Below are 14538 nucleotides of genomic sequence, written 5' to 3'. Positions count from 1 at the left end.
TCGAACACTGGTGTGCCGGGAAGACTGGTCGGCGATGAGCTTCACCGCGCCGTTTCACCCGCACCGACTGGAGGCACCATGCACTCGCGAAGACCTTCCATGCGCTCATGCGCGCCGGCGGTGGTCCGCCGATGACGCTCATGGTGCTCCTGATGCTGACTCTGGCCCTGGTCCCGATCGCCGCCCTGGTCCACCGCGCCCTCGGTCGCGACACCGGCTTCTTCGCCGCCGTGGCGCTGACCGGCATCGGGGTGGCCACGCTGCCGTGGCTGAGCACCTTGCTGGATGGGGGAGTGATCGAGGAGCACCTTCCCTGGATCCCCACGGTCGACGTCGGCCTCAGCCTGCGCCTGGACGGGCTCGGGATGGTCTTCCTGCTGCTGATCCTCTTCATCGGTGCCCTGGTGATGGCCTATTCGGCCCGCTACTTCTCGGTCAAGAAGAAGACCTCGGACTATTACCTGTGGATGCTGATGTTCGTCTTCGCGATGAGCGGGATGGTCATCGCCGATGACCTGATCCTGCTCTTCGTGTTCTGGGAGTTCACCACGCTGTGCTCCTTCTTCCTGATCAACCGCTCCGGAGACAAGGCCCCGGCCCCGGCCCAGCGCACGCTGCTGATCACCGCCGCAGGCGGGCTGGGCCTGCTCACCGCGGTGCTGCTGATCATCGTGGAGACCGGCACCACGTCCATGTCCGAGGCGCTCACGCACAGCGCCTGGCAGGACAACACCACCTTCACCTCGGTGGTCGCGGTGCTCATCGCCTTCGCCGCCTTCACCAAGTCCGCGCAGTTCCCCTTCCACCTGTGGCTTCCCGATGCGATGGTCGCCCCCGCGCCGGTCTCGGCCTACCTCCACGCCGCGGCCATGGTCAAGGCCGGCATCTACCTGCTGCTGCGCTTCTCTCCGGTCTTCGAAGAGTCCACGCTGTGGCAGGTGCTCCTGATCAGCTGTGGTCTGACCACCGCGCTGATGGGCGCCCTCTTCGCCCTGCAGCGCCACGACATCAAAGAGATCATGGCCTACTCCACGGTCTCGCAGCTGGGCTTCCTGGTCGCCGTCATCGGCATCGGCACCCCCACCGCGCTGGTGGCCGCCACGATCCACGTGGTCGCCCACGCATTGTTCAAGTCCGCGCTGTTCATGATGGTGGGCATCATCGAGCACGAGGCGCATTCGCGAGACATCCGACGGCTCAACGGACTGAGCAGGACCATGCGCATCTCGCTGGTCATCACCCTGATCTCCTCACTCTCCATGGCCGGGGTCCCGCCGCTGCTGGGCTTCGTCTCCAAGGAGCACCTGCTCGCCGGGTTCCTCTCCGCGGACATGCCCGCCGCGCTGACCTGGACGCTGACGTGCATGGCCGTTCTCGCCGCCATCGGCACCTTCGCCTACTGCGGCCGGATCGTGCTCGGCGCGTTCACCAGCTACACCGGCACCGGGTCCAAGGACGAATACCACGAGCCCATCGACCCCACCACGCCCCATGAGGCGCCCGCCAGCTTCTACCTGCCGGCGCTGCTGCCCGCCGCCGCGGGCCTGGTGCTCGGCTTCACCCCCTTCGTCTTCGACGGGCTGATCACCCGGGCCGGCGAGGACGCTCAGACCGGGACCTATGCGGCGGAGTTCGCGCTCTGGCACGGCTTCAACACCGAGCTGATGCTCTCCGCGGTGATCGTCGGCGGCGGCCTGCTCGTCGTCGCGATGCGAGCCCGCCTGGACAACCTGATTCCGCGCAGGATCCTGCCGTTCACCGGCGTCGAACTGGCCGAGTCCTTGCGACTGGGGGCCATCAACTTCGGCCGCCGGGTCGGAGACATCACGCGCAGCGACGTGCACGCGGTGCACCTCGCCCCTCCGGGCATCCTGCTTGCCGGCGTGTTCATCGCCGGCCTGGTCGCCGCGCCGGTGGTCGGAGAGTTCGATCCCGGCAACACCCGGATGACCGACTGGGTGCTGATCGGGCTGCTGGTCTTCTTCCTGGCCGGCACGGTCATCGCCGAGAACCGCGCCGCCGCGGTCGTCCTCGCCGGCGGCGCCGGGTTCGTGGTCGCCGCCTGGTACTTCGCGCTCGGCGCGGTGGATGTGGGCATGACCCAGCTGCTCGTGGAGATCCTCACCGTGGTGGTGCTGGTCCTGGTGCTGCGCAAGCTGCCCAAGCGCTTCCACAAGGTCACCCGCACCCGGCGCAGCGTCGCCATCGCGGTGGCCCTGTCCTTCGGCGTGATGGCCTTCGCCGCCACCTTCGCACTCACCGGCCGGCGCGGACAGTCCCCGGTCGCCGAGTGGTACCTGCTCAACACCTACGAGGAGACCGGCGCGCTCAACGCGGTGAACTCCATCCTGGTGGACTTCCGCGCGCTGGACACCTTCGGAGAGCTCACCGTGCTCGGCGTTGCAGGCTTCGCGATCCTGGCGCTGCTGAACTCCTCCTTCGCCACCTCGGACAACGAGCCGCCCGCCTCGCGGCAATGGTCCGGGACCCCGCTGGATCATGCCGGGGACAACACCACCGCCATGCGCAGCGTCTTCAACTGGATGGCGCCGTTCATCGTGCTGCTCTCGCTGATCCTGCTGCTGCGCGGCCACTACGAGTCCGGCGGCGGGTTCATCGCCGCGCTGGTCGCCGGCGGCTTCTTCGCGCTGCGCTACCTGGTCGCCCCCTCCGACACCTCGGTGAAGCTGCGCTTCGACTATGCGCTGGTCATCGTCGGCGGCATCATCACCGGCGCGGCCATCGGCTTCGCCGGCTTCCTCGAGGGCTCCTATCTGCGCCCGATCGTGATCATGGAGGGACTCCCGATGCCCTGGGGCTCCGAGGCCGGGTTCTCACTCACCACGGCGCTGATCTTCGACGTCGGCATCTATCTCGCCGTGATCGGCGCGGTGCTGGTCGCGCTGGACCGGCTCGGTCAGGCGCAGCGCTACCCTGCGGAGCTGCTCAAGGCACACCGCCGCGCGCGCGGCACCAGCGAATCGGAGCTCTCCACGCTGAAGGTCCCCGCCGGCTATCACGCCGACCCCGGCGACCTTCCGTTCGAAGTGCAGGCGGATGAGTCCTGGCCCGGGGTTCACCCGGACATCGAACCGAAAGGGGTGAACGACCGATGAGCATCGCCATCGCCGTCGGGCTGCTCACCGCCGCGGCCGTCTACCTGTTCATGCAGCGCGGAATGGTGCGGATCGTGCTGGGCTTCGTCCTGGCCAGCCACGCCGCGAACCTGATGTTCTTCGCGGCAGGCAACACCGCCTACCGCGGCGTGCCCTATATCGGCTCCGGCGAGCTCGGCGAACAGGCCGACCCGCTGCCGCAGGCCTTCGTGCTGACCGCCATCGTGATCGCATTCTCCATCACCATGTTCATGGTGACCCTGGCGATCACCACCACCACCGACGACGACACCGAGGACGTCGAGGTCTCGCCGGCCCTGCTGCTCGCCGCTGACCGCGGCGACACCAACGACGCCGGCTTCTTCGGTCTGACCACGGAGTCCGGCGACATCGTGGTGGAGCGCGGAGAGGACGAGACCGGAGACCCCTGGCCGGAGAAGACGCCGGGGACCGCCTCCTCCGCCGAGCCCGGGGCGACAGCGCCTCAGGCGACGGCGCACACCGAGACCCAGGAGGGAGACGCCCGATGACCGAGATACTTCCTCCGCTGCTTCCGCTGGCGGTCGGCATACCGCTGCTGCTCGCCGCCGTCGGCGTCATGCTGCGCAAGAAGCGTCTGGCCCGCCACATGATCAGCCTGGGCACCCTGGCCGCGCTCTTCATCTTCGCGGTGCTGCTGGTGATCGCCACCGGCGACGGGACCGTGCTGGTCCACCAGGTCGGGCTCTGGGACTACGGGGTCTCGATCCCGTTCGTGGTCGACGCACTCTCCGCGCTGGTGCTGATGATCATGTCGGTGCTGGCCTTCGCCAGCGTGCTCTTCGCCATGGCCACCCACGAGGCCCGGGCTCGGTTCTTCCACCCCTTCGTGCTGGTGCTCATGGCCGGCGTCTCCGGCGCGCTGATGACCGGAGACATCTTCAACCTCTTCGTGTTCATCGAGGTCATGCTGCTTCCGTCCTATGGCCTGCTGGCCATGATGGGCGCCAAGCTCGGCGCCCACGGGGCGCGGATCTATGTCTCGGTGAACCTGCTGGCCTCCACGCTGCTTCTGGTGGGCATCGCCCTGGTCTACGCGACCGCGGGCACCGTGAACCTGGCGGAGCTGCATGGGGCGGGCAAGGATGACCCCGCCGTCGCCCTCGCCGGTGGCGTGGTGCTGACCGCCGTCGCGATCAAGGCCGCGGTCGTGCCGGTCCACGGCTGGCTGACCCGCACCTATGCGATGACCTCCCCGGCCGTCACCGCGCTGTTCTCCGGGATCCATACCAAGGTCGCGATCTACGTGATCTACCGGATCTACTCGCTGCTCTTCGACGGCGACGAGCGCTTCCTCTGGGTGGCTCTGGTGATCACCTCAGCCACCATGCTCATCGGCGTCCTCGGCGCGGTGGGGGAGAAGACCACCCGGTCCATCCTGGTCTTCCACATGATCAGCCAGATCGGCTACATCTTGATCGGCGTCGGACTGTTCACCCTGCTGGGGCTCACCGCTGCGATCTTCTATCTGCTCCACCACATGATCGTGAAGGCCTCGCTCTTCCTCTCCACCGGCGCGATCGAAGAGACCTATGGCACCGGAGAGATCGACAAGCTCGGCGGCATGCTCAAACGTGAGCCGCTGATCGCGGTGACCTTCATGGTGGCCGCGCTCTCGCTGGCCGGGCTGCCGCCCTTCTCCGGGTTCGTCGCGAAGTTCGCGATCATCCAGGCCACCCTGGCCGAATCCCACTACTGGGTGGCCGCCGTGGCGGTGGTGGTCTCGATCTTCACGCTGCTCTCGATGCTGAAGATCTGGACCGGCGTGTTCATGGGGTCAGAGCCCGACGACCTGCAGGAGCGCGCGCTGACCTATCAGCAGCGCATGCACGGCAAGCGCTACCTGCGGGTGCAGGCGCAGGCCGAGACCCCCACGCTGACCATCGGACCGCCGACGGCGACCACCACCGCGGTGCTCGCCGGCAAGCAGGCCGTCAAGGTCCCCTTCAAGCTGATCTTCCCGGCGATCCTGCTGGCCGCGATCACCCTGTTCTTCGGACTCGGGGCAGAGCTGCTGATGGGCTGGTCGGAGACCGCGGCAGAGAACCTGCTCAACCCATTGGACTATGTGAGGGCGGTGAGCGGCGCATGATGAGCTGGTCATTTCGGATCATCGGATTCCTCTTCTGGTACGCCAAGGAGTTCATCATCTCGAACTACACGGTGACCGCCGAGGTGCTGCGTCTGCGCGGACGTTCCAAGATGCGGCCCGCGATCATCGCGGTGCCGGCCGCCTCGCGCAGCGACAGCGAGTGGACGATGATCTCCTCGCTGATCACGCTGACCCCGGGTACGCTGACCATCACCATCTCCAAGGGGCACGGCATCCTCTACGTGCACGGGATGTTCGTGGAGAGCCGCGAGCAGCTGGTGGCCGAGATCCAGGAGATGGAGGACCGGCTGCTGCGCGCGATGCGGCGGGTCCCCGGGGACCTGAGCCGTCCGACCCAGCTTCCGGTGGTCCGTCCGCTGGATGAGGCAGGTGAGAGCCGATGATCTCCGAATGGACTCTCGAGGTCGCGCTGATCCTGCTGGCCATCGGCATGGTCATCGCCGCCGTGCGCGGGCTGATCGGCCCACGCACCATGGACCGGGCTGTGGCCGCAGACCTGATCTTCTTCGCGACCATCGGCTTCGTCGCCCTGATCGGACTGCGCACCAATATCGAGGCGCTCTTCGACATCATCCTCATCGCCACGCTGCTGGGCTTCATGGCGGCGCTGTCGATGGCACGACTCGGATCAGGAGGTCGCCGCTGATGGAACCGGATCACATCGCCGACATCTTCGGCCTGGTGTTCATCTTCGTGGGCATCGCCACGATCGTCATCTCCGCGATCGGGCTGTTCAAGCTGCCCGATCTCTACCTGCGCGCCTCGGCGGTGGGCACCTCCGCGGGACTGGGGGTGGCGTCCATCGTCTTCGGCGCGCTGCTGATGGATTTCAGCGGACTGAACCTGGTCAAAGCGATCATCGCGATCGTCGCGCAGCTGCTCACCTCGGCAGTGGGATCCATGGCCATCGCCAGGGCTGGATACCTCAACAACGCCCTGCCCGCTCCGATCACACATATCGACGAGCTGGCTATGACCAGACGTGAGGTGTCAGGGGGTCGTTGAACAGTTGGTCCTGAGGTCACATGCCGATAGTTTGAGTCCATGAGCGCTCATTCCGACCCGCAGGGTCACCCCAAGAATTCCAACCCGGCAGGCCGCGCGGCTGGTGCCCTGAAGGCCCATCGTGCACCCCGGCACCAGATCGAGGACGGGGGCCGCTCCGGTGCCACCGTGCACCAGGGTGACCAGCTGCGCGTCGGCACCCTCTCCGCGGCGGCGGACCAGCCGTTCATGGTCAAGAACCGCCAGCGTGAGGACTTCGAGGAGTCCATCTCCGGGGACAGCGAGGACCACAAGACGTCCTCCCCGGTGAAGCTGACCGGCACCACCTGGAAGTACAGCGCCAAGCGGACCCTCACGGAGTTCGGTCGCGACAGCTGCACGGATCTTGCCGCAGGGCTGACCTACTACACGGTGCTCTCGGTCTTTCCGGCGCTGATCGCGCTGGTCTCGCTGATGTCATTCGTCGGCGAGGGCGAACGGACCCAGGAATTCCTGCTCTCCACCGCCGCGCAGATGCTCGAGTCCGACACCATGGAGCAGATCAGACCGGCCATCGAAGCCATCACGAGCGTGGAGGGTGCAGGTATCGGGCTGGCGCTCGGCCTGCTCACCGCGCTGTGGACCGCCTCGAACTACGTCAACGCCTTCTCCCGGTCGATGAACCGGGTCTACGAGGTGGAAGAGGGCCGCTCGCTGCTGAAGCTGCGTCCGATCTTCTACCTGGTCACCGCGGGGCTTCTCGTGCTGGTGGCCACCGCGGTCTTCCTGCTCCTGATCTCGGGGCCCATCGCCCGGGCGGTGGGGGACACCGTGGGGCTCGGCGAGACCGCCGTGACGATCTTCAACTGGGCCACCTATCCCGCGCTGCTGATCGTGGCTGTGATCTGCATCGCGATGCTCTATCACGTCACGCCGAATCTGCGTCAGCCCGGGGTCCGCTGGATCTCCGCCGGCGCCGTGCTGGCCATCTTGGTCATGGTGCTCGCGACTGCTGCGGTGTTCTTCTATGTGTCGAACTTCGGGAACTACGAGGCCACCTACGGCGCGCTGGCAGGCGTCATCATCTTCCTGATCTGGGTCTACATCATGAACCTGGTGCTGCTGCTGGGCGCCGAGTTCGACTCCGAACTGGAACGCGGACGCCAGCTGCAGAGCGGCATCGAGGCCGAGCGCACCATCATGCTTCCACCCCGGGACATGGGCACCGCAGAGAAGAAGTCCAAGAAGTATGAGGACCTCGTGGCGCAGGGCCAGGCGCTGCGCATGACTCAGGGTGAGACCTCCGATCCCGAGGCCTCCTGGCGGCGCTGAGCACCACACCCGGCACAGCGACGTAACACTCTGACTTATTCGCAGGTCAGCCCCCGTTACCAATGAGTAGCAGAAGTCTGATCCGAATGTTGCTTACGTGTTTCAAGCGGCAAAGTGGCGCTCCTCACATAACGTGCGGACATGTGACCGCCTGGTAACTCCCGTGCGATTCCCTGGGCGGAATCGCACGGGAGTTTCTCTGTCTCCAGGTGGCCGTTGCATGTTTCACACATGTTTTCGCGGATTGATCGGACGCAGAATCGAGCCGTGATCTGGGTCATATCTCAGTCGGTTGAGTCGGGTAACGATTCCATCACACGCATTGAAATGGCCAACCGGCCGGTCGTGCCGACCGTAGTCTGGTTCGCACATTGAACCGGTGTTAGATGGGTCACCTTCTCGAGGGATGAGGGGAAGAAATCGCGCCGGTCACATCGCATTGAAGGATGAGGAGCAACTGTGAAACTGAGGAAACTCTCTGCGGCGACGGCCATTCTGGCCACCGGCGCACTCGTGCTCTCCGGCTGCACCCCCGGAGGCGACAACGACGACGCCGAGGCTGAAGAAACGTCCAACGGCGAAAATGGCGGCAACACCGACGCGATCACCGCGGAGGGGCAGCAGTTCACCACCGAGCCGGAGGACACCGGCAAGGCAGACACCAGTGACCTGGAGACCATGGATGACGAGATCTCGGTCTCCATCGGTGAGACCGAGTTCATCAGCTACCAGGGGTTCACCCCGGAGACCTACAGCACGTACAACTCCGTCGTGGTCAACCGACTCTTCGACGGCTTCGGCTACTGGGGCACCGACAACGTCTGGTACCCCAATGAGGACTTCGGCTCCTACGAGGTCACCAGCGAGGATCCCTTCACCGTGGAATACACCATCGGAGAGGATGTCAGCTGGTCAGACGGCACACCGGTGACCGTCGCGGACTACGTGCTCGACTGGGCGTATCAGAACGCCGAGCTCACCAACTCCGATGATGAGCCGCTCTTCAACGGCATCTCCCAGACCTACGGCGAACGCGTGCTCGAAGGCCCCCAGGGTGACCCCGAGGGCAAGACCTTCACCATCGAGTACACCGAGCCCTTTGCCGACTGGGAGATCCTGGTGGGCTCGGCGCTGCCGGCTCATGTCGTCGCAGAGCAGAGTGACATGGAGCTCGATGAGCTGGTCACCGCGGTGCGCGAGGCTGACACCGAGGCGCTGGAACCGGCAGCTGAGTTCTGGAACGACGGCTGGTTCACCGACCCAGGTGAGTTCCCCGATGAGGAGCTCATTCCCGTGACGGGCCCCTACAAGCTGGACAACTGGCAGGCCGGGGAGTCACTGACCATCACTGCGAACGAGGAGTACTGGGGCAGCGCGCCGGGCACCGAGCGCATCGTCTACCGCTTCGTCAACGACGGCCAGCACGTCCAGGCCCTGGAGAACGGCGACCTCAACATCGCCCGTCCGCAGGCCACCGTCGACACCCGCGGCCAGCTCGAGCGTCTCGAAGATGACTTCGTGCTGCACGAGGGTGAGGCCGCCACCTGGGAGCACCTTGACTTCAACTTCAACGACGGTGCCTTCAGCGACAGCCTCGAACTGCGGGAGGCCTTCGCGATGTGCGTGCCCCGCCAGCAGATCGTCAGCAACCTGATCGAGCCGGTCAACCCCGAGGCCTCGGTGCTCAACGCCCGCGAGTCGCTGAGCTTCGAGGAGAACTACGAGGAGATCGTCTCCGAGAGCTATGAGGGCACCTACGACGAGGTCGATGTCGAAGGCGCCCGCGAGATCCTCGAGGCTGAGGACGCCGTCGGCACCGAGGTGCGCATCGGCTACGCCGGACCGAACCCGCGTCGCACGGACACCGTCGCCGAGATCCAGGCCTCCTGTGATGAAGCAGGCTTCGAGATCGTCGACGAGGGAAGCGAGGACTTCTTCGCTCCGGGCGGTGCCCTGGAGACCGGTGACTACGAGGTTGCGCTCTTCGCCTGGGCCGGTTCGGGCCAGGTCGTCTCGGGGCAGAACATCTACTCCACCGATCGCCCGCAGAACTACGGCGGCTACTCCAACGAGACCGTGGACGACCTGTTCAACCAGCTCGCGACGACTGAGGATGCCGACGAGCAGCAGGAGATCATCATCGGAATCGAGCAGGAGCTCTGGGGCGACCTGTTCGGGATCCCGCTCTACGTGCACCCGCAGCTCTCCGGCTCGGACATCACGATCAGCAACGTCCGCGACACCGCGTCGCAGGACCAGATCATGTGGAACGCCGAGCAGTGGCAGCGCGCCGAGTGATCTCAGCAGTCCGCAGGTCCCTCTCCGCTGAGCACCTCAGCTGATCAGGACCATCGACATCAGTGGGGTTCGATCCGGAAGAACTCCGGATCGAACCCCACTGATGCTTCCCCCACAGCTCGTGGAAGGTACAACCACCCCGTGTACAGCTATGTTCTGAAACGACTCCTCAGCGCCATCGCGGTGCTCTTCGGCGCCTCCCTGCTCGTCTTCGTCCTGGTGATCAACTCCGGTGATCCGCTCCTGGAGCTGCGCGAGTCCAATGCCGACAACGTCGAATTCCTGATCCAGCAGCGCATCGACTTCATGAACCTGGATCAGCCCTGGTACTCCAGGTACTGGATCTGGCTCTCCGGGATCGCCGGCTGCGCCGTCGGCGCCTGCGACTTCGGCACCAATATGAGCGGACAGGATGTCGGCGCCATGGTGGCGAACTCGGCGTCCTCCACGCTGCGCCTGGTCTTCCTGGCCACCATCCTCTCGATCATCATCGGCATCCTCACCGGCATCGTCACCGCGATCCGGCAGTACTCCTCCCTGGACTACGCGGTCTCGTTCTTCGTCTTCCTCTTCTTCTCGCTCCCGGTATTCTGGGCCGCGGTGCTGGCCAAGGACTGGATGGGCATCACCTACAACAACTGGCTGCGTGAACCACACTTCAGCTGGACGCAGATCTTCATGGTCGCGGCGGTCGCCGCGATCCTGGTGCCGCTGATCATCGGCGGCTCCGCCCGGCGGCGGCTGCTCACCGGTGCGGTGATGTTCGGCTTCGTGATGATCGCCATGCCGCTGCTGGACTCGTTGAACTACGCCCGAGAGCCCCGGCTCGGCCCCGCGCTGATCACGCTTCTGGGCATCGGACTCGCCTTCGGTCTGACCGCCCTGCTCTCCGGACTGAGGAACCGCAGCGTGCTGTACTCGGCGCTCACCGTGGTCGGGCTCGGCCTGGTCTCCTACTACGCCACCTTCTGGCTGCTGATCGACCCTCCGGGCGGCTGGCTGAGCATCGTCGGCCTCTTCGTGGTCACCATCGCCGTCGCCGTGCTCGTGGGTCGAACCATGGGCGGCCACGCGAAGGGGCAGGCTGTGGCGGTCAGCGTGATCACCGCCTCGCTCTTCGCAGTCATGGTGCTGCTGGACCACTTCATGCGGGCCTGGCCCGAATTCCTGGGCATGAAGCCGCGTCCGATCGCCACGATCGGCTCATCCTCGCCGAACTTCAGCGGGGACTTCTGGCAGGTCTCCCTGGACCAGGGCACTCAGCTGATCCTGCCCACCACGATCCTGATGCTGGTCTCGGTGGCCACCTACACCCGGTACACCCGCAGCTCCATGCTGGAGGCCGTCAACCAGGACTACATCCGCACCGCACGCGCCAAGGGCGTCAACGAGCGCACCGTCGTCTTCAAACACGCCTTCCGCAACTCGATGATCCCGCTGACCACGATCGTGGCCTTCGACTTCGCCGGGCTGATCGGCGGCGCCGTCGTCGTCGAGCAGGTCTTCGGCTGGTCCGGCATGGGAAACATGTTCGTGACCGGCCTGAGCAACGCCGACCCCGCGCCCGTCATGGCGTTCACCCTCATCACCGGCGCCGCAGCGGTGCTGTTCAACTTGATTGCGGACCTCACGTATGCGGTCCTGGATCCGAGGATTAGAGTATGAGCTCACAGACACCCCCCATCCCGCCCGAGGACGTGCTCAGCGCCGCCGAGGCCGAAGATGCGAAACTCGCCAGCGCGCATCGCTCCTACTCACAGGGCCAGCTGGTCCGGCGGAGATTCTTCGCGCACAAGCCGGCCGTGGTCTCCATGGCCGTGCTGGTCTTCATCATCATCATCTCGGTGACCTCCATCGGTTTCTCCGGCCAGGGGACCGGCTGGTGGTCGAAGAGCTTCCTGGCCACCGGCATCACGGTCGACGGCGGCCGTCCCACCATGTTCAACGACGGCTTCCTCGGTGACCACCCCTTCGGCCAGGACAGCATCGGCCGGGACTACTTCGCCATGGTCATGCGCGGGATCCAGCAGTCGCTCGTGGTCGCGATCGGCGTGGCCTTCGCCTCCACCTTCCTCGGAGTGCTGGTCGGTGCTCTTGCCGGGTACTTCCGCGGGTGGATCGAGGCGGTGCTGATGCGCGTCACCGATGTGGTGATCGTGGTCCCGCTGCTCGCCCTCGCCGCGGTGTTCGGCGCCTATGCGCAGAACCTGCCCGGGGGGACGCTGACGCTGGCGCTGTTCATCGGACTGGCCACCTGGACCGGCACCGCCCGACTCGTCCGCGCTGAGATCCTCTCCCTGCGTGAGAAGGACTATGTCTCGGCGGCGGTCGCGATGGGCGCCCACCCGGCTCGAATCATCCTCAAGCACATGTTGCCCAACAGCATCGGGGTGATCGTGGTCAACGCGACCTTCGCCATCGCCGCGGCCATCCTGCTGGAGACCACGCTGTCCTACCTCGGATTCGGCGTGCAGCCCCCGGAGACCTCGTTGGGCTCGCTGATCCAGAACAATCAGAACGCCTTCACCACCCGACCCTGGCTCTTCTGGTTCCCCGGACTCTTCATCATCGCCATCGCGCTGAGCGTGAACTTCATCGGCGATGGACTCCGCGATGCCATCGACCCGCGGCAGAAGCGCACCGGTTCGAGCCGTCCCGGCTGGCGGACCGCCTTCGGCCTGCTGGGCCGGGCCACCGCAGAGGAGCGGGCCGGCACGCAGGTCAAGGAGCTCTCCGGAGGTCCCTCCCAGCTGCAGATGCCCGCAGGAATGAGCGATCACGGTCCAGACTTCGGCCACGATCCGACCGACGAGAAGAGGGACTCCTGATGCGCGAGCCAGTACTGAGCTACAAGGACATCCGGGTCAGCTTCGCCACCGAGTTCGGCGATGTGGATGCGGTCAAGGGCGTCTCCTTCGACGTCATGCCCGGCGAAGTCGTCGCCGTCGTCGGCGAATCAGGCTCCGGGAAGTCCGTGACCTCCTCCACGGCCATGGGGCTGCTGCCCGAGAACGCGACTGTCCACGGTGAGGTCCTGCTTGAAGGTCGCAGCGTGCTCAACATGTCCACCGCCGAGCGGCGCCGGCTGCGGGGTGCGGACATCAGCATGGTGTTCCAGGAGCCGATGACGGCGCTGAACCCGGTGCTGCGCGTCTCCGATCAGCTGATCGAGGCCCTGCAGGTTCACGACGTCGCCTTCGGCGCAGAGGCGCTGGAGAGGTCCATCGAGCTGCTCGAGCGAGTGGGCATCCCCGACGCGCGGACCCGGATCCGGCAGTATCCACATCAGTTCTCCGGTGGGCAGCGGCAGCGCATCGTGATCGCCATGGCCATCGCCTGCGGGCCCAAGGTCATCATCGCCGATGAGCCGACCACCGCATTGGACGTCACGGTCCAGGCCGAGATCCTGGACCTGCTGCGCGAACTCAAGGAGGAGCTCAACACCGGCATCCTGCTGATCACCCACAACATGGGTGTGGTCGCAGATATGGCCGACCGCGTGGTGGTCATGCTCAACGGCGAGGTGGTGGAGACCGGCCCGGTCACCAAGATCCTCAGCCACCCCGAGCACCCTTACACCAGGCGTCTGCTCGCGGCGATGCCGCTGCTGCGCGCGGCGGGAGACCCATCCTTGGAGCCGGAGCGCGTGAGCGTCACCGAGCGTGCCGATGCCTCAGCTGACGGCCTCGCGCCCAACGGCACGACCAACGGCTTCTCCGGCGACGGAGACGACGGCGCCGCCAGCGTCGCGCCGCCGGCGCTTCAGGCCAAGGACGTCGCGCTGGAGTACAAGTTCCGCCGCAGGGCGACCCGGGTGGTGCATGACCTCAACTTCACCGTCCAGCCCGGGGAGATCATGGGTCTGGTGGGGGAGTCCGGTTCCGGCAAGTCCACCGTTGCCAAGGCGGTGCTGGGTCTGCTCGACGTCGCCGAAGGTGAGCTGCGCGTGCGCGGAATGAACATGCCGGCGCTGCCGTCGAAGGAGAGGAAGACGCTCAAGCGAGAGATCGGCGTGGTCTTCCAGGACCCGGCCGCGTCGCTTGATCCCCGATTCCCGATCGGCGACATCATCACCGAGCCCATGGTCGTGCACAAGGAGGGAGACAAGAACTCACGGATGGCGCGGGCCAGGGAGCTGCTCGACGCCGTCAGGCTCCCCTCCAGCGTGCTCAACCGGTACCCGCACGAGCTCTCCGGAGGCCAGCGGCAGCGCATCAGCATCGCCCGCGCACTCACCCTGAACCCGACGCTGCTGATCGCCGATGAACCCACCTCCGCGCTGGACGTCTCCGTGCAGGCGGCGGTGCTGGACCTGTTCTCCGAGCTGCAGCAGCACTACGGCTTCGCCTGCCTCTTCGTCAGCCACGACCTCGCCGTGGTCGATGCTCTGGCACACAAGGTGATGGTCATGCAGAACGGGCGCACGGTGGAACAGGGGACCACCGACCAGGTGCTGCGCCACGCGAAGGAGTCCTACACCCAGCAGCTGCTGGCAGCCGCCCCGGTTCCCGACCCTGAGGTCCAAGCTCGACGACGCACCGAACGGCAGCGTCTGCTCGCCGCGCTCGCCTGAGGAGATCCTGCAGGACGCTCTGCGCGCCTGCGCGTGAAACACGGTCACATGTACGGAACCTGTAACGCAGCTGAAAAACTGCC

At 65.9% G+C, this 14538-nt stretch carries 11 protein-coding genes; all 11 read left to right on the top strand.

Annotation, left to right across the window (positions count from 1 at the left end; all coding sequences use genetic code 11):
* The first annotated feature begins 107 nt into the window (after positions 1-107).
* The 11 genes from LTI14_RS01765 (at position 108) to LTI14_RS01715 (ending at position 14455) form a co-directional block, all read left to right on the top strand.
* A complete protein-coding gene (locus tag LTI14_RS01765; RefSeq protein ID WP_241475590.1) occupies positions 108-3116 on the top strand; it encodes a DUF4040 family protein in 3009 nt (1002 codons plus the stop codon).
* Positions 3113-3646, top strand: coding sequence for a sodium:proton antiporter (locus LTI14_RS01760; RefSeq protein ID WP_241470108.1), 534 nt, complete (start codon positions 3113-3115; stop codon positions 3644-3646). The genes LTI14_RS01765 and LTI14_RS01760 overlap by 4 nt, the downstream gene beginning before the upstream one ends.
* On the top strand, positions 3643-5247 hold the full coding sequence (locus tag LTI14_RS01755) for a monovalent cation/H+ antiporter subunit D family protein (RefSeq protein WP_241464000.1): 1605 nt from the start codon (positions 3643-3645) through the stop codon (positions 5245-5247). The genes LTI14_RS01760 and LTI14_RS01755 overlap by 4 nt, the downstream gene beginning before the upstream one ends.
* Positions 5244-5651 (top strand): Na+/H+ antiporter subunit E, encoded by a 408-nt coding sequence (locus tag LTI14_RS01750; RefSeq protein WP_241475575.1) that lies wholly within the window; start codon positions 5244-5246, stop codon positions 5649-5651. The genes LTI14_RS01755 and LTI14_RS01750 overlap by 4 nt, the downstream gene beginning before the upstream one ends.
* Positions 5648-5914, top strand: coding sequence for a monovalent cation/H+ antiporter complex subunit F (locus tag LTI14_RS01745; protein ID WP_241464002.1), 267 nt, complete (start codon positions 5648-5650; stop codon positions 5912-5914). The genes LTI14_RS01750 and LTI14_RS01745 overlap by 4 nt, the downstream gene beginning before the upstream one ends.
* The gene (locus LTI14_RS01740) at positions 5914-6273 is read left to right on the top strand and encodes a cation:proton antiporter (protein ID WP_241464003.1); all 360 of its coding nucleotides are present in this window, start codon (positions 5914-5916) and stop codon (positions 6271-6273) included. Before LTI14_RS01745 ends, LTI14_RS01740 begins: the two co-directional genes overlap by 1 nt.
* 39 nt (positions 6274-6312) lie before the next feature.
* Entirely contained in the window at positions 6313-7584 is a 1272-nt protein-coding gene (locus LTI14_RS01735; RefSeq protein WP_241464004.1) for a YihY/virulence factor BrkB family protein, read from the top strand.
* A gap of 459 nt (positions 7585-8043) precedes the next feature.
* Positions 8044-9882, top strand: coding sequence for an ABC transporter substrate-binding protein (locus LTI14_RS01730; RefSeq protein ID WP_241464005.1), 1839 nt, complete (start codon positions 8044-8046; stop codon positions 9880-9882).
* Positions 9883-10023: 141 nt separating this feature from the next.
* Positions 10024-11547 (top strand): ABC transporter permease, encoded by a 1524-nt coding sequence (locus LTI14_RS01725; protein WP_241464006.1) that lies wholly within the window; start codon positions 10024-10026, stop codon positions 11545-11547.
* Positions 11544-12710 (top strand): ABC transporter permease, encoded by a 1167-nt coding sequence (locus LTI14_RS01720; RefSeq protein WP_241464007.1) that lies wholly within the window; start codon positions 11544-11546, stop codon positions 12708-12710. Before LTI14_RS01725 ends, LTI14_RS01720 begins: the two co-directional genes overlap by 4 nt.
* Complete coding sequence (locus LTI14_RS01715) at positions 12710-14455, top strand: ABC transporter ATP-binding protein (protein ID WP_241475573.1); 1746 nt, start codon at positions 12710-12712, stop codon at positions 14453-14455. Before LTI14_RS01720 ends, LTI14_RS01715 begins: the two co-directional genes overlap by 1 nt.
* Positions 14456-14538 lie beyond the last annotated feature (83 nt).

Source organism: Nesterenkonia sp. YGD6, assembly GCF_022565895.1.
Lineage (GTDB): Bacteria > Actinomycetota > Actinomycetes > Actinomycetales > Micrococcaceae > Nesterenkonia.
This window is presented reverse-complemented; position numbering and strand designations above follow the sequence as displayed.

Bases quoted from the DNA above. Each gene is read 5' to 3' on its own strand.
- LTI14_RS01720 (WP_241464007.1), top strand. From the start codon at position 11,544: ATGAGCTCACAGACACCCCCCATCCCGCCCGAGGACGTGCTCAGCGCC.
- LTI14_RS01745 (WP_241464002.1), top strand. From the start codon at position 5,648: ATGATCTCCGAATGGACTCTCGAGGTCGCGCTGATCCTGCTGGCCATC.
- LTI14_RS01760 (WP_241470108.1), top strand. From the start codon at position 3,113: ATGAGCATCGCCATCGCCGTCGGGCTGCTCACCGCCGCGGCCGTCTAC.
- LTI14_RS01750 (WP_241475575.1), top strand. From the start codon at position 5,244: ATGATGAGCTGGTCATTTCGGATCATCGGATTCCTCTTCTGGTACGCC.
- LTI14_RS01755 (WP_241464000.1), top strand. From the start codon at position 3,643: ATGACCGAGATACTTCCTCCGCTGCTTCCGCTGGCGGTCGGCATACCG.
- LTI14_RS01740 (WP_241464003.1), top strand. From the start codon at position 5,914: ATGGAACCGGATCACATCGCCGACATCTTCGGCCTGGTGTTCATCTTC.
- LTI14_RS01735 (WP_241464004.1), top strand. From the start codon at position 6,313: ATGAGCGCTCATTCCGACCCGCAGGGTCACCCCAAGAATTCCAACCCG.
- LTI14_RS01715 (WP_241475573.1), top strand. From the start codon at position 12,710: ATGCGCGAGCCAGTACTGAGCTACAAGGACATCCGGGTCAGCTTCGCC.
- LTI14_RS01765 (WP_241475590.1), top strand. From the start codon at position 108: ATGCGCGCCGGCGGTGGTCCGCCGATGACGCTCATGGTGCTCCTGATG.